This is a genomic window from Streptomyces sp. NPDC001750, from assembly GCF_042892615.1.
GTDB lineage: Bacteria > Actinomycetota > Actinomycetes > Streptomycetales > Streptomycetaceae > Streptomyces.
Genome location: NZ_JBIAUE010000001.1, coordinates 355,317 through 378,995 on the forward strand (window position 1 = coordinate 355,317; position 23,679 = coordinate 378,995).

The window sequence follows — 23,679 nt, forward strand, 5'->3', positions numbered from 1 at the left end:
CATGATTGCTCCCATGGGGCAGAGTCTCGTCTCCTCAGCCAGCGTACCCAGCACGAACGGCGATGCCGCCGCCCAAACAAATGAGCGACGGCATCGGCGTTGACCCTGGTGAGGGGGTGCTCCCGGGCGCTGGGCGCGCGGGGATCACTCCCACTCGATGGTGCCCGGCGGCTTGCTCGTCACGTCGAGCACGACCCGGTTGACATCGGCCACCTCGTTGGTGATCCGGGTCGAGATCTTGGCGAGGGTCTCGTACGGGAGGCGCGACCAGTCGGCGGTCATGGCGTCCTCGGAGGAGACCGGGCGCAGCACGATCGGGTGGCCGTAGGTGCGGCCGTCGCCCTGGACGCCGACGGAGCGGACGTCGGCGAGCAGGACCACCGGGCACTGCCAGATCTCGCGGTCCAGGCCGGCCTCCGTCAGCTCCTCGCGGGCGATGGCGTCCGCCTCGCGGAGCAGGTCGAGCCGCTCCCGGGTGACCTCGCCGACGATCCGGATGCCGAGCCCCGGGCCGGGGAACGGCTGGCGCTGGACGATCTCCTCGGGCAGGCCGAGCTCCTGTCCGACCATCCGGACCTCGTCCTTGAACAGCTTGCGCAGCGGCTCGACGAGCTGGAACTCGATGTCCTCGGGGAGACCGCCGACGTTGTGGTGGGACTTGATGTTGGCGGTGCCGTTGCCGCCGCCGGACTCGACGACGTCCGGGTAGAGCGTGCCCTGGACGAGGAACGCGACGTCCTCGCCGTCGGCGGCGCCCTCGGCGACGATCTCGGCCTGCGCCTGCTCGAAGACGCGGATGAACTCGCGGCCGATGATCTTCCGCTTCTGCTCGGGGTCGGAGACCCCGGCCAGCGCGCTCAGGAACCGCTCGGAGGCGTCGACGACCTTCAACTGGACGCCGGTGGCGGCGACGAAGTCCTTCTCGACCTGCTCGGTCTCGCCCTTGCGCATCAGACCGTGGTCGACGTACACGCAGGTCAGCTGGGAGCCGATGGCCTTCTGCACGAGGGCGGCGGCGACCGCGGAGTCCACCCCGCCGGACAGGGCGCAGATGGCGCGCTTGCTGCCGACCTGCTCGCGGATCACGGCGATCTGCTCCTCGACCACGTTGCTCGTGGTCCAGGTCGGCTCGATTCCGGCGCCGCGGTAGAGGAAGTGCTCCAGGACCTGCTGGCCGTGCGTGGAGTGCATGACCTCGGGGTGGTACTGGACGCCGTAGAGCTTCTTCTCGTCGTTCTCGAAGGCGGCGACCGGGACGACGTCCGTGGACGCGGTGACGGTGAAGCCCTCGGGGGCGGCGGAGCAGGCGTCGCCGTGCGACATCCAGACCGACTGCTCGGCGGGCGTGCCCTCGAACAGCGTGGAGCCGTTCTTGGTGACGGTGAGCGGGGTGCGGCCGTACTCGCGGGCGCCGTTGTCGTCGACGGTGCCGCCGAGCGCGGTCGCCATCAGCTGGAAGCCGTAGCACATGCCGAAGACCGGCACCCCGGCCTCGAACAGCGAACGGTCGAGCGTGGGCGCGCCTTCCGCGTACACCGACGAGGGGCCGCCGGACAGGATGATCGCCCGGGGGTTCTTGGCCAGCATCTCGGCCACCGGCATCGTGGACGGGACAATCTCGCTGTAGACCCGGGCCTCGCGGACGCGACGGGCGATGAGCTGGGCGTACTGGGCGCCGAAGTCGACAACGAGAACCACGTCGGTCGCGCTGTCGGGAGCGGCGGGGGGTGCTGCTGGCACGGGGGCGGCCTTCCGGCGGTGAACGGTGAAAAGGGGGTCGGTGCTGTCGATTCTACCGGGGGTGCGGAGTCGGCCGTCGGCCCCGTGGGGCGAGCCCGCCGTCCCGGGGGCGAGGCCCGCCCTCCCGTACGGGCGGAGGGGCGGGCGCCGTGCCGTTCCGGCACGTACGGGACCGGGCTTCGCGTGCGTACGGGAGGACCGGTCGGGGCCGAACGGACGGGTCTCAGCATCCGGTCGCGCTTGGACAGACCGCGCGGGCGGTCCATACTGGGCCTATGCGTCAGCACACGACCTTCGTCTTTACCTATGGCATCCGGCCCGCCGGCTGCCATGGTCGTGCTGCTTGATCCACTGACAAGCAACGTTCCAGGCGCCCCGGGCCGAAAGGCCCGGGGCGCCTCGGCGTTTCCGGACCGATCGGCTCCGGGGACCGCACCCGCACCCCACGAGGAGTCCCCACCATGACCAGCACCGCCACCGCCCCGGCCGGCACGGACGCGAAGAGCGTCACGGACACGCAGAGCCCCGAGGAGAGGACCGGCGCGCGCACCCAGGAGGCCGCCGCGCTGATCGCCGAGGCACGGTCCCGGATCGACACCCTCGACGACCGCATCATCGGTCTCGTCCAGGAACGGATGGCCGTCTCGGCCGTCATCCAGGAGGCACGGATCACATCCGGCGGCCGTCGCGTCAACCTCTCCCGCGAGATGGAGATCCTCGGCCAGTACCGGGACGCGCTCGGCAAGCCCGGCACCTCCCTCGCCATGACCCTGCTGGAGCTGTGCCGCGGCCGGGTCTGACGGCGCTGCCGTCCGGGGTGTCTGCGGGCGTATCCCAGTTCGGTGCCGCTCTCACCCGTACGGCGCGTGACCGGGTCCGCGACGGCTTCGTTGGTCCCGGTGTCCGTGCCAGCCAGGGGCGGCTTTGGAAGGAAACCACGCGTGGCTCCGCCGGGACGTGAGGCGTACTGCAGGTACGCCGTGGGACCACGGCCCGGCGTGCGTGACCGGTCGGCAGGGGACAGCAGTCCGGTCACCCACGCGGTCGGCTCCGGGGACGCCCGGAGCCGACCGTGTCCCGGTCGGGAACGGCGCTTACCGCAAGGTCCCGTACGGTCCCGGCCCCGGCGCCCGGGCACCGACCCGACATCGATGCGCGAAGGGCCCCGTCGGCCGGTGTCCGGCGGGGCCCTCGCTCATGACCTCTCCACGCCGATGCGACGGGCCGGGCACGAGCGACGGGCCGGGGCGATGTGACGGGCCGGGCCGGCGTGAGTGGCGTCACAGCCGGGATTTGTGAGTCTCCGAGCAACCATTGCGGCGAACCGCAGGTCAACCATGCGCACGACCGGTCACGCCCGGTGAGGGCGCGAGGTGCGCAGAAGGGCTGCGCTCGGAGGGGTGCAGCCCTTTCGGCCCCTTCTGCCGCTTCCGCCCAGAGGTCACGTGCGTCACAGCAGTCGCAGCGCACTCACTACACCCCGTGTTCGTCGCGACATACTCGTCACGCTCACCGCACTCACAACGCTCACCGCACTCACGGTGGTCACAACGCGCACGACGCATGCGGTGCCCACCGCACTCACAGCGCTCACGGCTTCTTCTTCGGCGGGACCGTCGGCATGCCGAGGAAGGGCAGCCTGAGCGCGCCGAAGGCGTCCTTCGGCACGGCGGGCGACCGGGGCTCGACCGGGGCCAGCCGCTCGTACGCCTCGCCCTGCGCCGGGCGCGGGTCCTCCTCGCCCTTGTTGGGCCAGAAGGACATCGCGCGTTCCGCCTGGGCCGTGATGGTGAGCGACGGGTTGACCCCGAGGTTCGCGGAGACCGCGGCACCGTCGACCACCGATATGCCGGGGTGTCCGTAGAGGCGGTGGTACGGGTCGATGACTCCGTCCTCGGCGCTCGCGCCTATCGGACAACCGCCGAGGAAGTGCGCGGTGAGCGGCATGCCCATCAGCTCGCCGACGTTCGAGCCGGCGAAGCCGTCGATCTCCTCGGCGAGCAGCGTGGCGCCGCGCGTCGCCTCCTCGATCTGCGTCGGGTTGGGGGCGCCGTGCCCCTGCCGCGCGGTGAGCAGTCCCTTGCCGATGCCTCCCGGCTTGCGGTACGTCGTCAGGGAGTTGTCCAGCGACTGCATGACGAGCCCGATGATGGTCCGCTCCGACCAGCGGTGGTTGGACAGCGAGCGGACGGCGAGGGCGGGGTGCCGGGCGACGTTGGCGAGCCAGCCCAGCACCCGGCTGCCGCCGTGCGGCGCCCGGCCGCCGTAGGGCACCTGGAGGATGGACAGCGCGCCCATCGCGTTGGAGCCCTTTCCGTAGCGGACCGGCTCGATGTGGGTGTTCTCGTCGGGGTGGATCGACGAGGTGATCGCGACGCCGCGGGTGAAGTCGGCGCGCGCGGCACCGTGCTTCCTGCGGTAGCGCCGGTCGGTGGTCTGCGAGCCGACGATCGCCTCGGAGTTGGTACGGGTCAGCTCGCCGAGCCGGTCCGGGATCCGGGGCAGCAGCCCCCGGTCCTTCATGGTGTGCAGCAGGGTCTGGGTCCCGTACGTGCCGGCCGCCACGACCACCTGGCGGGCTCGCAGCCGGGTGGGCCTCGCCTTGCGGCGGCGGTCGGTGGGGACGGTGAGGACGCGGTGGCCGCCCTCCGGATGGTCGGTGATCGCGACGACGGTGGTCATCGGGTGGATGACGGCCCCGGCCTTCTCGGCGAGGTGGAGGTAGTTCTCTTCGAGCGTGTTCTTCGCGCCGTGGCGGCAGCCCGTCATGCACTCGCCGCACTCGGTGCAGGCCCGGCGTGCGGGGCCCGCGCCGCCGAAGTACGGGTCGGCGACCGTGCCGCCGGGCTCCGCCCGCGCCGTGCCGTCGGCGTCCTCGCCGTCGCCGAAGAACACGCCGACCGGGGCGAGGTGGAAGGTGTCGCCGACGCCCATGGCCTGCGCCGCCGCCTTCAGATGGACGTCGGAGGGGGTCGTCGTCGGGTTGAGCCGGACCCCGAGCATCCGCCTGGCCTGGTCGTAGTACGGCTTCAGCTCGTCCTGCCAGTCGGTGATGGACGCCCACTGACGGTCCTCGAAGAACGCCGCCGGCGGCACGTACAGGGTGTTGGCGTAGTTGAGCGAACCGCCGCCGACGCCCGCGCCGGCCAGCACCATCACGTTGCCGAGCAGGTGCACGCGCTGGATTCCATAGAGGCCGAGAGCCGGGGCCCACAGGTAGTTCTTGAGGTCCCAGGAGTTCTTGGGGAGGGTGCCCCGGGTGAAGCGGCGACCCGCTTCCAGGACCCCGACGCGATATCCCTTCTCCGTCAGCCGTAGGGCCGACACCGCCCCGCCGAAGCCCGAACCGACGACGAGCACGTCGTAGTCGTACGCGGCGTCGTCGTCGGTCCCTTCCCCGGACATGGCCTCTTCCGGAGAGGCGGTCGCGTTCCGGGAAACGGTCCGGTTCCGGGCAGGGCTGTCCTCGGGCATGGCTCTCCTCGGTACGAAAAGGCTCAGTGCGAAAAGGCTCGGTACGGAAAGGCTCGGTGCGGAACGGGCGGAAAGCGGGGCGGTACGGAGGCCGTCAGCGCAGGTGGAACGCCTTCATCACCTTCAGGCTGCGCGTCATGAACGCCGCGTACCCCGCGTCGTCCATCCCGAACGAGGGCGCGAGCTGGATCAGCCGCTGCTGGGCGACGGTCTGTGCCTCGGTGTACTTGAGGATGCCCTCGGAGCCGTGCCGCCGGCCGAGGCCGGAGTCCTTCATGCCGCCCATCGGCGACTGCACGCTGCCGTACGCGGGGGCGTACCCCTCGTTGATGTTGACCGTGCCGGTCCGCAGCCGGGCGGCGACCCGGTGGCCGCGCGCGGAGTTCCTGGTCCAGACGCTCGAGTTCAGGCCGTACGGCGTGGCGTTGGCGAGGGCCACGGCCTCGTCCTCGTCACGGAAGCGGTAGAGGGACACCACCGGTCCGAAGGTCTCCTCCGAGCAGACCGCCATCGGCGCCTCGACGCCGTCGAGGATGGTCGGCTCGTGGAACAGCGGGCCGATGTCGGGGCGGGCGACGCCGCCCGCGACGACCGTGGCGCCCTTCTCGACGGCCTCGGCGACGTGCCTGGTCACGGTCTCCAGCTGACGCTCGCTCACCAGGGAGCCCATGTCGGCACCGTAGGCGAGGGCGCTGCCGAGTCGCATCGCCTTCGTGCGGGCGGCGAAGCGGGCCACGAAGTCGTCGGCGACCGACTCGTGGACGTACAGCCGCTCGATGGAGATGCAGAGCTGACCCGCCGAGGAGAAGCAGGCGCGGACGGCGCCCGCGGCGGCCTTCTCCACGTCGGCGTCCTCCAGCACCAGCATCGCGTTCTTCCCGCCGAGCTCCAGCGAGACCCCGACCAGCCGGGCCGCCGCGCCCTGCGCGACCTCACGGCCGGTGCGGGTGGAGCCGGTGAACGAGACGTAGTCGGCATGCTTGACGACCTCCGGGCCGACGACCGGTCCGTCACCGAGGACGATCTGGAAGACCTCGGCGGGCAGCCCGGCCTCGATCAGCAGGTCCCGGGCCCACAGGGCGGTGAGCGCGGTCTCCGTGTCGGGCTTCATTACGACGGCGTTGCCGGAGACGAACGCGGGCAGGGCGTCCCCGACGGACAGTTCGAGCGGGTAGTTCCACGGCGCGATCTGGCCGACGACACCGCGCGGCTGGCGCAGTTCGGTCACCTTCGTGAGGGTCGGCACGACGCCGGTGTGCCGCTTCGGCCGCAGATACGCGCCGGCCCGGCGCCCGTAGTGCCGGGCCACGACTGCGACGGCCTGCACCTCCTCGTGGGCGTGCAGCCTGGCCTTGCCGGTCTCCAGCTGGATGAGGTCGAGGACCTCGGCCTGGCGGCTGAGGACGAGGTCGTGGAAGCGGAGCAGGACGGCGGCACGGGCGCGGACAGGGGTCGCTGCCCAGGCGGGCTGGGCGGCACGCGCCCGTTCGAAGGCGCCCGCCACGTCCTCGGGCGTGGACTCGGGCAGATCGGCCAGTTTCTCCCCGGTGAAGGGGGTGTGGTTGGCGGTGCGGCCGGAGCCGGCCACGTCACGGGTCAGCCGGGCGACCAGGTCGGGCGTCACCACGTCGGCGGCGGTACGCACGCCCGCCGGGGCTGCGGCCACGGGGTTGGTGCCGACCGGGGTCGCGGAAGTACCGCCGGCCGGGGCCGCGGGGGTGGGCTGGGGGGCCTGCGAGTCCGTCATGAGGCCGAGAGTACGTCCACCCGACCACTTTGGGTACCCGTGGGTAACAGGTTTTCACACACCCCACAAAGACGCCAGCGATCACTGGCAACAAAGCCCCTGATCAGGCCCCCTTCACCACCAGGAGACCCGACCCGGAGCCCGGTCGGGAGCCGGCCGACGGCCGTCGGCCGGCCATCCGGCAGTCGGTCGCCGGCAGCCGTCAGTCGGACTCGTCGGGCGCGCGCCAGCCGCGCAGGATCGTGTCGAACTGCGCACGGGTCGTGTCCCAGTCCTCCGCCGGTCCCGTCATGTACAGCGCGTACTCGGGGCCGCCCGTCTCCCCGAAGTACATCTGGTCGATCGCGTGGCGCGGCCCCGGATGGTTCTTCGTCTCCGTCCAGGTGAACTCCCAGAGCGAGCCGGGCCGGTCCCGGTAGGTGTTGGAGTGCAGGGTCACGCGCTCGTACCCGGGGAGCCGTTCGGAGAGCTGCTTCTCCAGGTTCAGCATGTGCATGTACGAGTTCTCGTAGTCGGGCTCCGGGTCGACGCTGATCCGGATGTAGTGCAAGCCGTTGTCCGGGGTGTAGTCGATCTGATTGCCGTCCGCCCGGCGCTCCCAGCCGTCCGGCACGGTCAGGCTGAAGCCCTCGGGGTCGTCCACCCGGTGCCAGCCGTCGGGTATCTCCTTGGCCCCCGTCCTCTTGCGCGAGGGATCGGGCTTCTCGGAGGGGCTGTTCGCCGGTTCGCTGGGGGTGGCGGGCGCGTGCCTGCCCGCACCCCCCTGCCGGGCCGTGGTGTCGTCGCCACGGTCCGCGTACCGCATCGCGACGAGTCCCGCGCCGCCGCCGATCAGCGCGGCGGCGACGAGGACCAGCACCGCCGTACGCCACCGGCCGCGGCTGCGCCGGGTCACCGGGGCCGATGTCGGGCCGTTCACCGGCCCCGCGGCGGACTCGCCGGGAGGGGCCATCAGTTGGGCCGTGCCGGCCGCCCCCGTCTCGCCGGGCGCGGCGCCCGGGTCGGCGGTGACCGTGCCGAGCGTGCGCAGGACCTCGTCGGGGACGCGCTGCGTCGGCACGTACGCCTGTGCCGCCTGGGGCTCGCGGCCCTCCATGGCGTCGAGCAGCATCCGTTCCGTCTCCGCCGCCGACGGCCGGTCCTCGGGCTCCTTGCGGAGCAGCGCGGTGATCACGGGGCCGAGCGGGCCCGCGCGCCCCGGCGGCGGCGGTTCCTCGGTGACGACGGCCTGCATGGTGGAGATCGGGGACGTGCGCCGGAACGGCGAGCGGCCCTCGACCGCGGTGTAGAGCGTGGCGCCGAGCGACCACAGGTCGGAGGCCGGGCCCGGATCGCCGCCCCGTACCCGCTCCGGCGCCAGGTAGTCGATGGAGCCGACGAGTTCACCGGTCCTGGTGATGGTCGAGTCGCCCTCGATGGCCGCGATCCCGAAGTCGGTGAGCAGTACCCGGCCGTCGGCGGCGAGGAGTACGTTGCCGGGCTTCACATCCCGGTGCAGGACCCCCGCGGCGTGCGCCGCGCGCAGGGCGCCCAGCACGTGCAGGCCGATCCGGGCGGCCTCACGCGGCTCGATCTCGCCGGTCTTCTTGGCCGCGTCGGCGAGCGAAGGACCGTCGACGTACTGCATGACGATCCACGGCCGGTGGTCGTACTCGATCACGTCATGGACGGTGACCACGCCCGGGTGGGTGATCCGGGCGGCGGCGCGCGCCTCCTTCTGCGTGCGCGCGTGCAGGACGATCCGGTCCGCCTCGGCGGCGTACTGCCCGGCCGTCAGTTCCTTGACCGCGACCGTGCGGTGCAGCACCTCGTCGTGGGCGCGCCAGACCTTGCCCATGCCGCCGCGCCCGAGGACCTCGCCCAGCCGGTACCTCCCGGCCAAAACCAGTCCCGCGTCCGTACCCTGTGCTCGTTCCACGTGATCCCCGCCCCGTTCCCTCGGAGGCCAGATTACGGAGGGGCTCTCGGCCACGGAACCTCGCATCCCCGTGGTGACCGCACTGTGATGCTTGTCGCTCGCCCCGCCTTCTGCCGCGCGGCGGACCGGAACGGATCAGCGCGTCACCCGGTAGGAGCCGACGGCCTGTTGGTAGATCTCCGAGACCTCGTCGCGCCGGTTCTCCGGGCCGATGACCTGGACGACGTGGTATCGGCCGTCGACGATCATCGCGAGATTGCGGGCGTACACCTCACGGCCGTTCGCGTCCTGCCAGGTGAACTGGCCCTCGGCCATGGTCTGCCGGCCGACGTCGATCCGGCGCAGCCCGCTCGACCCCGACCAGCCGGACTCGCGGAACGGCCGCAACTCCCGCTCCTTGTCCGCCTGGTACGCCAGGGGGTCGGCGCCCTCGGTCTCGACCGAGTCACGCCCGGGGACGACGAGCAGGGTGAAACCGTCGCCCTCGTAACGGATCTGACGGTCCGCGTTGGCGGGGGTGCGCCGCCAGCTCTTGAGGACGCCGACCTCGAAGCCCTCCGGGTCCTCGCGCAGGGCGTATCCGGCGGCGAGGGCCACGGCGGAGCGGGTGGTCTGAGGCTGCTGGGCGCCGCCGGGCCGCGCGGAGGACTGGTCGCCCGATGGCTCCGTGCCGCCCCGCGGCGCGCCGGACGCCGACGTGTCCGGGCCGCCGGTGCCGGGTTCGGCGCCGGTCCTGTCGTCCGCCTTGGGCATGAACAGCACGGCGTATCCGACGGCGGCGGCCAGCGCCAGCAGGATCAGCACCAGGAGGAGTCGTCCGAGCCGCCTCGGCGAGCGTGCCTCGCCGTACGGTGAACCGGGCGGCGGGGTGCGCAGCGCCTTGGGGCCCTTGGGTTCGCGCGGCGCCCGGGCCGTCCGGGGCGCCTTCTCCGGCCGGGGACCCTGCTCCTCGCGGGGCGGCTCGGTGCGCTCCGGCCGTTCGCGGGTGTGCCGGTGGCGGCCGTGGGCCGCGCCCCGGCCGAAGCGACGCCTGCGGACCAGTTCGCCGCGGCGGCGCACGACGGGGAGCCGGGGGGCGTCGGCGGACGGCAGCGGCACGACGTCCAGACCGGCCTCGGGTTCGGGCGCGGACCGCACGAGGGAACGCAGCCAGCCGCTCAGTTCCTCGACGTCCGGCCGGTCGGTGGGGTCCTGACGCAGCAGCGACTCCACGACGGGGCGCAGCGGGCCGCACTCCTCGGCGAAGGCGGGCGGTTCCCCGCACACCATCTGGACCAGTTCGGCGGCGTTCTCCTCGGGGTACGGGGCGTGGCCCTGGACGGCGCGGTAGAGCAGCGCGCCGAGCGCCCAGAGGTCGGTGGCGGGGCCGATCGGCGGGGCCAGCCGCCAGTTCTCGTGTATGGGCCCGCCCTGTTCGGGCGCCCAGCGCTCGGTGACCGCGCCGACGACGGCGATGCGGGCCTGCCGGGCGCGCTCGGCGGCGAGTGAGGTGTCGGGGCCCCGGTACGAGGTGTCTTCGGCATGCCCGCTCGTCACGAGGTCGTCCCAGCGACCGGGGCGGTGCTCCTGCCCCGAGTGGTGTGCCGGGAGCGCCGGGACCGGGGCCGGGCCCCGGGTGTCCGTGTGCGCGGCGGACTCGCCGGTGCCTCCGGCGGGGACAGGGCGGCCGTCCCCCGGGCCGTCGCTCCAGATGCCGGTGAGGTGCATCCGGCGGGCGGGGGGCAGGAGTCCGTCCTCGTCGCCGTCGTCGTGACCGGTGCCGTCGTGGTCGTCGTAGCCGTCGGCCTCGTCGCCGTAGGGGGCGTCGCCGTACGGGGCCTCGGCGCGCGGGTCCTCGGCGTACAGGGCGTCGGCGTACGCGTCGCGGCTGTACGGACCGTCGGTGTACAGGGCCTCGGAGCGCGGGCCGTCGGCGTACGAGTCCGCGGTGTCCGGGTGGTCGTCCGGCCGGGCGGGACGTTGGACGGGGAGCGGAGCCGTGTCCTCCGCGCCCCCGGAGGACTCCCCCGTACCGGCGCGGCGTCGCTCCTCGCCGATCCGTGCGGCGGCGCGGGCCCCCTCGCGGTAGGCGGCGACGGCCCCGGCGCGCTCGGCCCGCGACCGCTCGGTACCGTCCTCCACGGGCTCGGGCGCCGGGAGTGCGGGGCCCACCGGCCGTCGCACGGCCTCCAGTTCACCGGCCGCGCCGCTCCGTGCGTCCCGCCGGAACGCGTCTCCGTGCCCGGCGTCGTCGCCGTCCCGGTCCCCGTGCACGTCGCCGTCCGCGTACGCGTACGTGTCGTGGTCACCATCGGCCTCGTGGGCCTCGTCGTCCGCGCCCCCGCGCGCGTCGTCGTCGGCGTCACCGTCCGTCCGGCCCTTCTCGACGGACACCGGTCCCGGCGAGGCCGGCAGCTCCGCCGGCGGCGGCGGCAGGGACGGCCGGGGCGGGGCGAACACCCCGGCCGGATCCGTCCCGCCCGCCGGGCGGCCGTAGGAGAGTTCCTCCTCGTCGTCCGGCCGGGGCGTCGACACGTACCCGCAGAGCGCCTCCTCCGCCGCCCCGGCAGCCAGGCCGGTCAGTACGACGCGTCCGTCGTCGCAGATCAGCACCGTGCGGACGGTGATGTTGCGGTGGGTCCAGCCGTGGGCGTGCAGCACCCGCAGCGCGGTCAGCACGTCGGAGCCGATCTCGGCGGCGCGGAACGGGTCGAGCGGACGCTCGGCGAGCAGCGCCGCGAGCGGGCGGGCCGCGACGAACTCGCTCACGATCCAGAGCGATCCGGCCTCCGCGAACACGTCGAAGACCTGGTCGAGTCTGGGGTGGTCGGGGATCCGGGCCGCCGCCTGCGCCGCCTCGACGGCCCGCCGCACCGCCGGGTCCGCGGGACGTCGCACGGCCCGCCCGGTGACCTGCCGGACCGAGAGCACCGGGCCCTCCGCGTCGAGCACCTCGGCGTCCACCACCTCGGGCAGCGGCACCTGACGGATCAGCACCTCCTGCCCGCTGTAGGTGTCGAACGCCCGGGTCTCGACCAGTTCGTACTCGTCGGACGGAGGCAGCGGAAGGCGGTAGCGGTCGGCGAGCACCCGACCCATGTAGTCGTTCATGACGCCTCCCCAGAGCGTGCCTACCCCCGGCCATGAAGACCACTCGCACACGTCAACCACGTGCGCTCGGCGTGCGGTTGACCGACCGTCCCATCGTGTACGGACTCAGGTTCTCACGATACGTGGCGCGTGACAGCACCGCGCCGGGGGCGGCACGTCCCGGCCCTCCCCCGCCCGCGGGTCAGTCGGCGGGTTCGAAGGTGCCGAGCGCGGTGGCGCGCAGCGTCCGGCACTCCTCGTCGTCCCATTCGCTCGCCGGACAACTGATCATGATCGCGTAACCGTGCTTCGCGTCGACCTTGAATCCCCGGTTGAGCACGCGGACCCGCTCGCCCTGCTGGATGCGCTCGAACTGCCAGTCGGCGACCGTCGGATAGCCGTTGTAGTCGACCTTCTTCACGCCCAGGTGGCGGTAGCCCTTGCTGGTGGCCGCGACACCCTTCTTCGCGGCGTTCCAGGCCGCGGCCGCGTCACCGCCGGGCGAATCGGTGTAGTCGACCTGGAGGCGCGGGAAGCCGCCGTCGGTGTTGTAGATGGCACCCGAGTTGCTGCCGGCCGTGCGGTCGAACCGGAAGTCCTCGGGCATCGCGATGGAGAAGTGGAACTTCTTGTTGGCGACGGCCTTGTAGCCGTCGGGCAGCGCGTCGTCCGGCTTGTCGTCCTTCGAACCGTCCGTCCCCGTGTCCGGGCCGTCGCCCTGGCCCTTGTCCTGGCCCGCGCCCTTGTCCTGATCCGGGGCGCCGCCGTCCGCGGGCTTGGCGCCGTCGCCGCTGTCGGCGTCCGGGGAGCTGCCGGAGGCCCCGGCCGAGGTGGCCTTGTCGTTCTTGCCGTTGCCGGCGCTCGCGTCCTTCTTGTCGTCGTCGTTGCCGAGCGTGAGCGCGAGGACCGTGGCGGCGACGGCGAGCACGATCACGGCCGCGATGATGGCCAGGGTGCGGCGCGGCACCACGTCCGTGAGGGACGCGCGGGGCGGGGCGGCCGGGGACGTGGCCCGGCGCTGCGGCGGTACGGCGGCGGTGGCCGCGCCTCCTGCCGCGCCCGCCCTCTTCGCCGATCCCGCCGCCTGCGAGGGGGACGCGGCGGGCGGCGGCACCGAGGGCGTGGGCGGTGCGGTGGCCGGGGTCGCGGCGGCGGCCGGTGCCGCTTTCGCACCGCGTACGGAACGCAGGGCGCCCCGCAGCCGGTCTCGGGTGCCCTCGCCCGGCTCACCGGACTTCGCCGCCGTCCGGCCGTCGCCCTCGGCGGACTTCCCGGGCAGCGCCATGGTCCGGGTGGCCTCGGCGGGCGGCGGCACCACCGGTTCCGGCTTCTCGGGTGCGTGGATCACGTCGTCGAGCAGGGCGCGCGCCCCCGCGTCGTCGAGCCGCTGGTCGGGGTCCTTGGCCAACAGGCCGTAGATGACCTCCTTGAGCGGACCGGCGTTCTTCGGCGGGTCGAGCGGCTCGGTCATCACCGCGGTCAGGGTGGCGATGGCCGACCCCTTGTCGTACGGCGGGGACCCCTCGACGCTCGCGTACAGCAGGCCGCCGAGCGACCACAGGTCGGCGGGCGGTCCCGGCTTGTGCCCCCGCGCGCGCTCCGGCGAGATGTACGAGGGCGCGCCGACGAGCATGCCGGTCGAGGTGACGGACGGGTCGCCCTCGACCTGCGCGATGCCGAAGTCGGTCAGCACGACCCGGCCGTCCTCGGCGATCAGTACGTTGGACGGCTTCACGTCGCGGTGCAGGATGCCCTCGCGGTGCGCCGAGCGCAGCACGTCGAGGATCGCGAGGCCGACCTCGGCGGCGCGCCTCGGAGTCAGTACACCGTCCTCACGGATGGCCTCGGCGAGGGACTTGCCCTCGATCAGCTCCATCACGATCCACGGCCGGTCGTCCTCGTCGACCACGTCGTAGACCGTCACCGCGCCGTTGTTGCGGATCCTGGCGATCGCCTTGGCCTCGCGCAGTGTGCGCGTGATCAGACGGCGCTTCTCGTCCTCGTCGATGGCCGAGGGAAACCGCAGTTCCTTGACCGCGACCGTGCGCCCCAGCGTCTCGTCGACGGCACGCCAGACCGTGCCCATACCGCCCCGGCCGAGCACCGCCCCGAGCCGGTACCGCCCCGCGAGAAGACGTCCGTCCTTGTCCCGCTGGGGCTCTTGTGCCTGCTCCGCCTCCGACATGCGTCCCCTCTGCGATCAACCCGCCCTGGCAGAGCGTCCATTGTCCCTCACCCCGGGACCGGTTCTGGTGCCGGGTCCACGGGCCCGGTCGTGGGTCCGGTCCACGGGCCGGTCATGGTGCCAGGTCAGCGCCCCGGTCGGGTACCCGGCCCACGGACCCGTCATGATGTGCTCCGAGGAAGGGAATCCCCGCCATGCCGACACTCCGGGCGCTGTTCTCCGTCCCGTTGCTGCTGGCGCTGCTGGGACTGGGCACGACGCCCCTGCACAGGGAACCACACCTCACCCCCGCGGCTTCCCACCTTCCCCGGCTTGTCGCCGAGGGCGGCGCTCCCACGGCGGCATTGCTGGCCGGTCGTGCCTCCTCGGCACCGTACGGCACCTTCCGCTCGACGGGGCCCGGCATCCGCAGGGTGGACCGGTTCCGGGTCGGCAGCATCACCAAGACCTTCGTCGCCACGGTCGTGCTCCAACTCGCCCGGGAGAAGCGGCTGCGGCTCTCGGACTCCGTCGACCGGCTGCTGCCCGGCCTGATCCGGGGCAATGGCAACGACGGCCGCCGCATCACCCTGCGTGCCCTGCTCAATCACACCAGTGGCCTCCCCGACTACACCGCCGACGCCCCGCCCCTGCCCGTCTCCGCCGGTTCCCCCGTACGGCCGCCGTCCGCCGTCGACACGGTCCGCATCGCCCTGTCCCACCCGCCGACGAACACCCCCGGCCGCTACGCCTACTCCAACACCAACTACGTCGTCCTCGGACTCGTCGTCCGGCGCGTCACGGGGCACGACTACGCCGAGGAGATCCGCCGACGCATCATCACCCCCCTGCGTCTCACCGGCACATCCCTGCCGGGCTCCCGGACATCGCTGCCCTCACCGCACGGCCGCGGCTTCACGCGCGACCCGGCCGACGGCTCCCTGCGCGACGTCACCGCACTGGACCCGCGCACCGCGGGCGCGGCCGGGGAACTGATCTCGACGCTCGACGACCTGAACCGTTTCTACACGGCCCTGCTCGGCGGCCGTCTCCTCCCTTCCGCCCAGCTCGCGGATCTGCTCGACACCACCGCCACGCGCGGCGTCTACGGCCTGGGCGTCTATCCGCAGAAACTCTCCTGCGCCGTCACCGTCTGGGGCCACAACGGGCACATCCCGGGCAGCTACGTCCGGACCGCGGCCACCCCCCGGGGCCGCCACATCCTGACGTTCCGGGTCGACACGGACAGCCTGGCCGGCACGCCGCGACTCGAACGGGCGCTGCTCGAAGCGGAATTCTGCCCCCGCGCGCACGGCGACTGAGCCCGCCCCGCCGCACCGCACCGCACGTTTGACGACGGGGCCTGGGACGGGAAGCGCTCGGCCTGGGGCGGGACAGCCCTCAGAGCCTGTCGGATGACCTTCGATCGGAAAGCGGACGCGGCATGGTGCGTGCGATTCCAAGGCGCCGGTATGTCTTCGGATGGGGTCTCCCCTGCTCCTTGAGAGCTTGAGGAAGGAGCTACTAGGGCATCCCGGTAACGCCGGAAGCGTGCGTGCCAGGGCATGGCCGCCCGGTCAGAGGTCACCCGACAGGCTCTCAGAGGGGCACGATGTCCGGCGCGCCGAGCCGTGCCGCGTCCGCCGTGAGGTCGTCCGGCTGACGCTGCGACTCCCGTTCCGCCTGCACCCGCTTCTCGTAGTGCTCGACCTCCCGGTCGATCTGCCGCTCGTCCCAGCCCAGCACCGGCGCCATCAGCTCCGCGCAGAGCCGGGCGCTGCGCGTGCCCCGGTCAAAGGTCTCGATGGAGATCCGGGTGCGCCGGGTCAGGACGTCGTCGAGGTGCCGGGCGCCCTCGTGCGAGGCGGCGTAGACGATCTCGGCCTTCAAGTAGTCGTCGGCGGCGGGCAGCGGCTCGCCCAGGACAGGGTCGGCGGCGATCAGTTCCAGGATCTCCTCCGTCAGCGAGCCGTAGCGGTTGAGCAGATGCTCGACGCGGACGACGTGGAGACCCGTCCGGACGGCGATCCGCGCGCGGGCGTTCCACAGCGCCCGGTACCCCTCCGCGCCCAGCAGCGGGACGTCCTCCGTGACGCATTCCGCCACCCGCTGGTCGAGACCGTGCACCGCCTCGTCCACGGCGTCCTTCGCCATCACCCGGTACGTGGTGTACTTGCCGCCCGCCACGACGACGAGGCCCGGCAGCGGATGTGCCACCGTGTGCTCGCGCGAGAGCTTGCTGGTCGCCTCCGACTCGCCGGCCAGCAACGGGCGCAGCCCCGCGTAGACGCCCTGGACGTCGTCCCTGGTCAGCGGGGTGGCCAGCACGCTGTTGACGTGTTCGAGGAGATAGTCGATGTCGGCGCTGGACGCCGCCGGGTGCGCCTTGTCCAGGTCCCAGTCGGTGTCGGTCGTCCCGATGATCCAGTGCCGTCCCCACGGGATGACGAAGAGGACGGACTTCTCGGTCCGCAGGATCAGGCCGGTCGAGGAGTGGACGCGGTCCTTCGGGACGACCAGGTGGATCCCCTTCGACGCCCGGACGTGGAACAGCCCGCGCTCCCCGATCAGCGCCTGGGTGTCGTCCGTCCACACGCCGGTCGCATTCACCACCTGCTTGGCCCTGACCTCGTACTCCCCTCCCGCCTCGACGTCCTGCACCCGGGCGCCGACGACCCGTTCGCCCTCCCGGAGGAAGCCGACCACCCGCGCCCGGTTCGCCACCCGGGCGCCGTACGCGGCGGCGGTGCGCACCAGCGCCGCCGTGTAGCGGGCGTCGTCCATCTGCGCGTCGTAGTACTGCAACGCCCCGACCAGGGCGTCCTTCCGCAGCGCCGGGGCGACCCGCAGCGCGTTGCGGCGGGAGAGGTGCCGGTGGACGGGCAGACCGCGGCCGTGTCCCGACGACACCGACATCGCGTCGTAGAGCGCCACGCCGGAGCCCGCGTAGAACCGCTCCCAGCCCTTGTGCCGCAGCGGGTAGAGGAACGGCACGGGCTTCACCAGATGCGGGGCCAGCCGCTGGAGGAGCAGTCCGCGCTCCTTCAACGCCTCCCGTACGAGCGCGAAGTCCAGCATCTCCAGATATCGCAGCCCGCCGTGGATCAGCTTGCTCGACCGGCTCGACGTGCCCGAGGCCCAGTCGCGTGCCTCGACCAGGCCGGTCGAGAGCCCTCTCGTCGCGGCGTCCAGCGCCGTACCGGCGCCGACCACGCCCGCCCCCACGACCAGCACGTCCAGTTCGCGCTCGGCCATGGCGGCGAGCGCCTCGGCGCGATCCGCGGGTCCCAGTGTCGCTGTCCTCACTGCTGCCTCCCGGGTGGCTCGGGCTGGTCCGGCACGGGACGCGACCCGACCGATCGGTCGGACGCCCCGGCCCACCCCTCGATTCTGTCCGCCGTCCACGACTTCGGCCACCGCCTGGGGACAACCACGGACGACAGCGGGGGCGGCACGGGCCTCGCGACACCTGACAAATGCTTCATACAGGTCATATTTACGCCTAGTCTGACATTGCGCTGTCCCCAGCGGTTGCGCTTTCTGCTCTCATGGTCATGTACCGGCCGGTTACACGGAGGACGCCAACCTCCGTGCCCCGCCCGGTCCGAGGGAAGGACGGCCCCCTATGCCCGCAGACCTCGCTGTCATCGGACTCGGCCACCTCGGCCTGCCCCTCGCACAGGCCGCCGTGGCCGCCGGCATCGAAACCGTCGGCTACGACACCGATCCGCGCGCCCACGCCGAACTCGCCGCGGGCCGCACCCCCGTCGAGGGCTCCCTCACCGCGTCAGACGTCCGCCGGATGCTCTCGGGGGGCTTCCGGCCCAGCACCGACCCGGCCGAACTCGGCCGGGTCCGCACCGCGGTCATCTGCGCCCCCACCCCGCTCGGCGCCGACCGCACCCCCGACCTCGCCGCGCTCACCGACGCCACCCGCGCGCTCGCCGCCCGACTGCGCCCCCACACCACCGTGCTGGTGGAGTCGGCCGTACAGCCCGGCACCACCGAGGGACACATCCGGCCGCTCCTCGAAGAGGGCTCGGGACTGCGCGCCGGACGGGACTTCCACCTCGCCCACGCGCCGAGCCGCCTCGACCCCGGCAACCGGACCCACGTCCACGCCAACACTCCCAGGGTCATCGGCGGCCTCACCCCCGTCTGCACCGAGTCCGCCGCCGCCTTCTACGGCCGGCTCACCGACAAGGTGGTCCGCGCCCGCGGGCTGCGCGAGGCCGAGATGACGAAGGTGCTGGAGACCAACTTCCGGCACGTCAACATCGCCCTCGTGAACGAGATGGCGGTGCTCTGCCACGACCTCGGGGTCGACCTGTGGGACGTCATCCGGTGCGCCGAGACCAAACCCTTCGGCTTCCAGGCGTTCCGCCCGGGGCCCGGCGTCGGCGGACACGGCGTCCCCGTCGACCCGGGACGCCTCCCGTACCACAGCCGCACCCCCGGCCACCCGCTGCGCATGGTCGCGCTCGCACAGGAGATCAACGACCGGATGCCGCAGTACGTGATCCAGCGCTGCGCCACCCTGCTGAACGAGCACGGCAAGTCGGTGCGCGGCGCCCGCGTGCTGCTCCTCGGCGTCACCTACAAGCCCGACCTCGCCGACCAGGAGGCGTCCGCCGCCCGGGAGATCGCCTCCCGGCTGCTCGACATGGGCGCGCAGATCGGCTACCACGACCCGTACGTCCTGGACTGGCGGGTACGCGACCTCCCCGTCCCGCGCGCCGACTCGCTGTACGAGGCCGCGTCGAACGCCGACCTCACGGTGCTGCTCCAGCACCACCGCACGTACGACCTCCAGGGTCTCGCCGTGAAGGCCCAACTGCTCCTGGACACCCGGGGCGCGACCCCGGCGGGGGCCGCGCACCGGCTGTGAACCAGGGCATTCCGGGGGCTGCGGAAGCTTCGGGGTCTTCGGGGATTTCGGTAGGCGATGTCATAGCCGACTGCTAGCCTGCGGCGTCACTTCTCGCACAATCGTGCGCTTCCGCTCCAAGGGGGATCCCACCATGAGCCAGCCCGTGCCGCCGCCGAACCAGCAGCCCGGTTCCCAGCCCGTCGACGGCAACCCGTACGCCGCCCAGCATCCCGGCGCCCAGCCGGGAGACGGCAACCCGTACGCGGGCCAGCAGCCCGGTGCCCCGACCGGCAACCCGTTCGCCGGTCAGCAGCCCGGCGCCTACGGCCAGCCCGCCCCCGCGTTCGGCGGCGCGCCCTTCGCCCCGCCGGCGCCGCCCCGCGACAAGGTGGCCCTCGGGCTGGTCGCGGCCGTGGTCGCCGCGCTCGTCGGTGCCTTCCTCTACGGCGTCATCGCCGGAGCGATCGAGCGCGAGGTCGGCTACATCGCCATCGGCGTCGGCTTCCTCGTCGGCTTCGCGGCGAGCAAGGTCGGCGGGCGCAACCCGATCCTGCCCGTCGTCAGCGCCGTCCTGTCCGTGGGCGCCGTCTACCTCGGCCAGCTGATCGGCATCTCGATCATCCTGTCCGACCTGATCCACCAGTCCGCGTCCACCCTCTTCATCGACCACTTCGACGTGCTGACGAAGGCGTGGAGCGAGGGATCGGACTTCATGACCTACGCCTTCCTGCTGCTCGGAGCCGTGGCGGCCTTCGGTGGCGCCAAGAAGGCGTGACCGGGACGGCGTTCCCGCGAAGGCGTGATCGAAAAGGCGCGCCCCGCCGGACATGGGCGAAGGCCCCGGAACCCACGTGCGGTTCCGGGGCCTTCGCCCATGTGTCGCCGGAGGCGACCGGCGGAGGACGCGAGACGGTCAGCGGCGGTGCTGCGAGTCCGCCACCGTCACCTCGACGCGCTGGAACTCCTTGAGTTCGCTGTATCCCGTCGTCGCCATCGCCCGGCGCAGCGCGCCGAAGATGTTCATCGAGCCGTCCGGCGAGTGCGAGGGACCGGTGAGGACCTCCTCGGTCGTGCCGACGGAACCGAGGTCCACCAGCTTGCCGCGCGGCACGTCCTCGTGGACGGCCTCCATGCCCCAGTGCCGGCCGCGGCCCGGCGCGTCCGTCGCACGGGCCAGCGGGGAGCCGATCATCACGGCGTCCGCACCGCAGGCGATGGCCTTCGGCAGGTCGCCGGACCAGCCGACGCCGCCGTCCGCGATCACGTGCACGTACCGGCCGCCCGACTCGTCCATGTAGTCGCGGCGGGCCCCGGCCACGTCGGCGACCGCCGTCGCCATCGGCACCTGGATGCCGAAGACGTTGCGCGTGGTGTGCGCGGCGCCCCCGCCGAAACCGACGAGCACACCGGCCGCACCGGTACGCATCAGGTGCAGCGCGGCGGTGTACGTGGCGCAGCCGCCGACGATCACCGGGACGTCCAGCTCATAGATGAACTGCTTGAGGTTGAGCGGCTCGGCCGCGCCCGACACGTGCTCGGCGGAGACCGTCGTACCGCGGATGACGAAGATGTCCACACCCGCGTCGACGACCGCCTTGGAGAACTGGGCGGTGCGCTGCGGGGAGAGCGCAGCGGCGGTGACGACCCCGGCGTCGCGCACCTCCTTGATGCGCTGCCCGATCAGTTCCTCCTGGATCGGAGCGGCGTAGATCTCCTGGAGACGGCGGGTGGCGGACTCGGCCGGCATCTCGGCGATCTCGTCCAGCAGCGGCTGCGGGTCCTCGTACCGGGTCCACAGCCCTTCCAGGTTGAGGACACCGAGACCGCCCAGCTCACCGATGCGGATCGCGGTCTGCGGGGAGACCACCGAGTCCATGGGGGCGGCCAGGAACGGCAGCTCGAATCGGTAGGCGTCGATCTGCCAGGCGATCGAGACCTCCTTCGGGTCGCGGGTTCGGCGGCTCGGAACGACGGCGATGTCGTCGAACGCGTATGCCCGGCGGCCGCGCTTGCCGCGCCCGATCTCGATCTCAGTCACGATGGTGTGGCCTTTCCCTCTATGTCTGCGCTGTCCAGTATCCCCGACACACGGCGGAGGGGCGGCCCCGGGAGTTCCCGGGCCCCGCTGGTCGCCCAGCGGGGCCGGAAGAGCCCGGGTCCGCCCCTCGGGGCGCCGGCGCGCGTTACGACCCTGCCCACGATCGTCTGCGGCGTCGCGGTGTCCGGGATCTCCGCCTCCGGCGTTGTCGTCGGTCACCGACGCTCCGCGTCGACTCCCTCCTCCGCCTTGGACTCGAAGGCCCCGGACGCCGCTCCTTCCCCCACCGCCCATCGTGGGCAGGGTCGTTACTTCCTGCTGTAGTTGGGCGCCTCGACCGTCATCTGGATGTCGTGCGGGTGGCTCTCCTTGAGGCCCGCGGAGGTGATCCGGACGAACCGGCCGTTGGCCTGGAGCTCCGGCACGGTGCGGCCGCCGACGTAGAACATCGACTGGCGCAGACCGCCGGTGAGCTGATGGACGACCGCGGAGAGCGGGCCGCGATAGGGGACCTGGCCCTCGATGCCCTCGGGGACCAGCTTCTCGTCGGAGGCGACGCCCTCCTGGAAGTAGCGGTCCTTGGAGAACGACTTGCGGTCGCCGCGGGACTGCATCGCGCCGAGCGAACCCATGCCGCGGTACGACTTGAACTGCTTGCCGTTGATGAAGAGCAGCTCGCCCGGGGACTCCTCGCAGCCCGCGAGCAGCGAGCCGAGCATCACGGTGTCCGCGCCGGCCACCAGGGCCTTGGCGATGTCGCCGGAGTACTGCAGGCCGCCGTCGCCGATGACCGGGACGCCCGCCTCCTTCGCGGCGAGCGAAGCCTCGTAGATCGCGGTGACCTGCGGGACGCCGATACCGGCGACGACGCGGGTGGTGCAGATGGAACCGGGGCCGACGCCGACCTTGATGCCGTCGACACCGGCGTCGATCAGCGCCTGGGCGCCGTCACGGGTGGCGATGTTGCCGCCGATGACGTCGACGCCGGACGCGTTCGACTTGATCTTGGCGACCATGTCGCCGACCAGACGGGAGTGGCCGTGGGCGGTGTCCACGACGATGAAGTCGACACCCGCCTCGATCAGCGCCTGGGCCCGCTCGAAGGCGTCCCCCGCGACACCGACGGCGGCGCCGACCAGCAGCCGGCCCTCCTTGTCCTTCGCGGCGTTCGGATACTGCTCGGCCTTGACGAAGTCCTTGACGGTGATGAGGCCCTTGAGGACGCCCGCCTCGTCGACCAGCGGAAGCTTCTCGATCTTGTGACGGCGCAGCAGCTCCATGGCGTCCACGCCGGAGATGCCGACCTTGCCCGTGACCAGCGGCATCGGCGTCATGACCTCGCGCACCTGGCGCGAGCGGTCCGGCTCGAACGCCATGTCGCGGTTGGTGACGATGCCGAGCAGCTTGCCTGCCGCGTCGGTGACCGGGACGCCGCTGATGCGGAACTTGGCGCACAGCTCGTCGGCGTCGCGCAGGGTCGCGTCCGGGTGCACCGTGATCGGGTCGGTGACCATGCCGGACTCGGAGCGCTTCACCAGGTCGACCTGGTTGGCCTGGTCGGCGATGGAGAGGTTGCGGTGGAGCACACCGGCGCCGCCCTGCCGGGCCATGGCGATCGCCATGCGGGCCTCGGTGACCTTGTCCATCGCGGCGGAGAGAAGCGGGATGTTCACCCGCACGTTCTTGGAGATGTACGAGGAGGTGTCGATCTGATCGGGCGCCATGTCGGACGCGCCGGGCAGCAGCAGCACGTCGTCGTATGTCAGCCCGAGCGTCGCGAATTTCTCGGGCACTCCGTCGACGTTTGCAGTCATGACACCTTCCCCAAATGGCCTTGATCGGTGCGGATGTCCATGCTAACGGCCTTCGCACGTGTCTCATTCCACGTGCAAGATCACCTACAGGTTCTGTAGGTTCGTACGGAACCGGAGCGGCACGGATCGTGCACGAACGGTACGCACGAGAGGCGCGGGACGTACCCGGAACCGTGACCGGAACGGGAGCCGGAGCCTGGGAAGCCCCTTCGGCCGACCCCGATTCACTGCTCGGCGAGCGCCCGCAGCCTGCTCAGCGCACGGTGCTGGGCGACCCGGACGGCGCCCGGCGACATGCCCAGCATCTGCCCGGTCTCCTCGGCGGTCAGGCCGACCGCGACCCGGAGCACGAGCAGCTCGCGCTGGTTGTCGGGGAGGTTCGCCAGGAGCTTCTTGGCCCAGGCCGCGTCGCTGCTGAGCAGCGCGCGCTCCTCGGGGCCGAGCGAGTCGTCGGGCCGCTCGGGCATCTCGTCGGACGGCACGGCCGTGGACCCCGGGTGCCGCATGGCGGCCCGCTGGAGATCGGCCACCTTGTGGCCCGCGATGGCGAAGACGAAGGCTTCGAAGGGTCTGCCGGTGTCCTTGTAGCGCGGCAGCGCCATGAGCACCGCGACGCAGACCTCCTGTGCCAGGTCCTCGACGAAGTGGCGCGCGTCACCGGGCAGACGACTCAGCCGCGACCTGCAGTAACGCAGCGCAAGCGGGTGAACATGGGCCAGCAGATCATGGGTGGCCTGCGCATCGCCCTCGACGGCGCGGTGCACCAGTGCACCGATCACCGTCGTCTCGTCGTCGCGCATCGGACCATGGTGCCTCGGAGTCTCGTCTTCCGCTCCGCCGCGTCC

The 23,679-nt window shown here is 72.3% G+C and carries 14 protein-coding genes; 4 read left to right on the plus strand and 10 right to left on the minus strand.

The window, feature by feature from the left end:
- Window positions 1-144 precede the first annotated feature (144 nt).
- The gene (guaA, locus tag ACFYY6_RS01555) at window positions 145-1,740 is read right to left on the minus strand and encodes a glutamine-hydrolyzing GMP synthase (protein ID WP_351521595.1); all 1,596 of its coding nucleotides are present in this window, start codon (window positions 1,738-1,740) and stop codon (window positions 145-147) included.
- A gap of 461 nt (window positions 1,741-2,201) precedes the next feature.
- On the opposite strand from guaA, the gene ACFYY6_RS01560 reads away from it, so the two are divergent.
- Complete coding sequence (locus ACFYY6_RS01560) at window positions 2,202-2,540, plus strand: chorismate mutase (protein ID WP_351629392.1); 339 nt, start codon at window positions 2,202-2,204, stop codon at window positions 2,538-2,540.
- A gap of 790 nt (window positions 2,541-3,330) precedes the next feature.
- Here the strand turns inward: ACFYY6_RS01560 and ACFYY6_RS01565 are convergent.
- From ACFYY6_RS01565 to ACFYY6_RS01585, 5 genes are all read right to left on the minus strand, one after another.
- Entirely contained in the window at window positions 3,331-5,214 is a 1,884-nt protein-coding gene (locus ACFYY6_RS01565; protein WP_360116283.1) for a GMC family oxidoreductase, read from the minus strand.
- A 94-nt stretch (window positions 5,215-5,308) separates the two neighbouring features.
- The gene (locus ACFYY6_RS01570) at window positions 5,309-6,961 is read right to left on the minus strand and encodes a succinic semialdehyde dehydrogenase (RefSeq protein WP_351629398.1); all 1,653 of its coding nucleotides are present in this window, start codon (window positions 6,959-6,961) and stop codon (window positions 5,309-5,311) included.
- A gap of 202 nt (window positions 6,962-7,163) precedes the next feature.
- Window positions 7,164-8,879: a serine/threonine-protein kinase gene (locus tag ACFYY6_RS01575; protein ID WP_388648503.1), complete on the minus strand. Its 1,716-nt coding sequence runs from the start codon at window positions 8,877-8,879 to the stop codon at window positions 7,164-7,166.
- A 135-nt stretch (window positions 8,880-9,014) separates the two neighbouring features.
- Complete coding sequence (locus tag ACFYY6_RS01580; RefSeq protein WP_389191237.1) at window positions 9,015-11,969, minus strand: serine/threonine protein kinase; 2,955 nt, start codon at window positions 11,967-11,969, stop codon at window positions 9,015-9,017.
- A 181-nt stretch (window positions 11,970-12,150) separates the two neighbouring features.
- Entirely contained in the window at window positions 12,151-14,133 is a 1,983-nt protein-coding gene (locus tag ACFYY6_RS01585; protein ID WP_389191239.1) for a serine/threonine-protein kinase, read from the minus strand.
- A gap of 194 nt (window positions 14,134-14,327) precedes the next feature.
- On the opposite strand from ACFYY6_RS01585, the gene ACFYY6_RS01590 reads away from it, so the two are divergent.
- Window positions 14,328-15,434 carry a serine hydrolase domain-containing protein gene (locus ACFYY6_RS01590; protein ID WP_351521605.1) on the plus strand — a complete coding sequence of 369 codons (1,107 nt, stop codon included), beginning with the start codon at window positions 14,328-14,330 and terminating at the stop codon, window positions 15,432-15,434.
- A gap of 277 nt (window positions 15,435-15,711) precedes the next feature.
- On the opposite strand, the gene ACFYY6_RS01595 is transcribed toward ACFYY6_RS01590, so the two are convergent.
- Window positions 15,712-17,418 (minus strand): glycerol-3-phosphate dehydrogenase/oxidase, encoded by a 1,707-nt coding sequence (locus tag ACFYY6_RS01595; protein ID WP_351629411.1) that lies wholly within the window; start codon window positions 17,416-17,418, stop codon window positions 15,712-15,714.
- 319 nt (window positions 17,419-17,737) lie between these two features.
- Here ACFYY6_RS01595 and ACFYY6_RS01600 point away from each other — a divergent pair, with 319 nt between their 5' ends.
- Window positions 17,738-19,000: a nucleotide sugar dehydrogenase gene (locus tag ACFYY6_RS01600; RefSeq protein WP_360116301.1), complete on the plus strand. Its 1,263-nt coding sequence runs from the start codon at window positions 17,738-17,740 to the stop codon at window positions 18,998-19,000.
- A 133-nt stretch (window positions 19,001-19,133) separates the two neighbouring features.
- A complete protein-coding gene (locus ACFYY6_RS01605; RefSeq protein WP_351521609.1) occupies window positions 19,134-19,757 on the plus strand; it encodes a hypothetical protein in 624 nt (207 codons plus the stop codon).
- A gap of 138 nt (window positions 19,758-19,895) precedes the next feature.
- Here the strand turns inward: ACFYY6_RS01605 and ACFYY6_RS01610 are convergent, their stop codons facing one another.
- The 3 genes from ACFYY6_RS01610 to ACFYY6_RS01620 form a co-directional block, all read right to left on the minus strand.
- Window positions 19,896-21,020: a GuaB3 family IMP dehydrogenase-related protein gene (locus ACFYY6_RS01610; RefSeq protein WP_073786904.1), complete on the minus strand. Its 1,125-nt coding sequence runs from the start codon at window positions 21,018-21,020 to the stop codon at window positions 19,896-19,898.
- Between the two features lie 308 nt (window positions 21,021-21,328).
- Window positions 21,329-22,834 (minus strand): IMP dehydrogenase, encoded by a 1,506-nt coding sequence (gene guaB / locus ACFYY6_RS01615; RefSeq protein WP_351521611.1) that lies wholly within the window; start codon window positions 22,832-22,834, stop codon window positions 21,329-21,331.
- Between the two features lie 224 nt (window positions 22,835-23,058).
- Window positions 23,059-23,634, minus strand: a complete 576-nt coding sequence (locus tag ACFYY6_RS01620) for a sigma-70 family RNA polymerase sigma factor (protein WP_073786900.1) — start codon at window positions 23,632-23,634, stop codon at window positions 23,059-23,061.
- Window positions 23,635-23,679 lie beyond the last annotated feature (45 nt).

What these genes read in the sequence shown, in the direction of transcription:
- ACFYY6_RS01570 (WP_351629398.1), bottom strand. Translation starts at nt 6,961, where the DNA reads ATGACGGACTCGCAGGCCCCCCAGCCCACCCCCGCGGCCCCGGCCGGC.
- ACFYY6_RS01590 (WP_351521605.1), top strand. Translation starts at nt 14,328, where the DNA reads ATGCCGACACTCCGGGCGCTGTTCTCCGTCCCGTTGCTGCTGGCGCTG.
- ACFYY6_RS01600 (WP_360116301.1), top strand. Translation starts at nt 17,738, where the DNA reads ATGCCCGCAGACCTCGCTGTCATCGGACTCGGCCACCTCGGCCTGCCC.
- ACFYY6_RS01560 (WP_351629392.1), top strand. Translation starts at nt 2,202, where the DNA reads ATGACCAGCACCGCCACCGCCCCGGCCGGCACGGACGCGAAGAGCGTC.
- ACFYY6_RS01580 (WP_389191237.1), bottom strand. Translation starts at nt 11,969, where the DNA reads ATGAACGACTACATGGGTCGGGTGCTCGCCGACCGCTACCGCCTTCCG.
- ACFYY6_RS01605 (WP_351521609.1), top strand. Translation starts at nt 19,134, where the DNA reads ATGAGCCAGCCCGTGCCGCCGCCGAACCAGCAGCCCGGTTCCCAGCCC.
- ACFYY6_RS01565 (WP_360116283.1), bottom strand. Translation starts at nt 5,214, where the DNA reads ATGCCCGAGGACAGCCCTGCCCGGAACCGGACCGTTTCCCGGAACGCG.
- guaB (WP_351521611.1), bottom strand. Translation starts at nt 22,834, where the DNA reads ATGACTGCAAACGTCGACGGAGTGCCCGAGAAATTCGCGACGCTCGGG.
- ACFYY6_RS01620 (WP_073786900.1), bottom strand. Translation starts at nt 23,634, where the DNA reads ATGCGCGACGACGAGACGACGGTGATCGGTGCACTGGTGCACCGCGCC.
- ACFYY6_RS01585 (WP_389191239.1), bottom strand. Translation starts at nt 14,133, where the DNA reads ATGTCGGAGGCGGAGCAGGCACAAGAGCCCCAGCGGGACAAGGACGGA.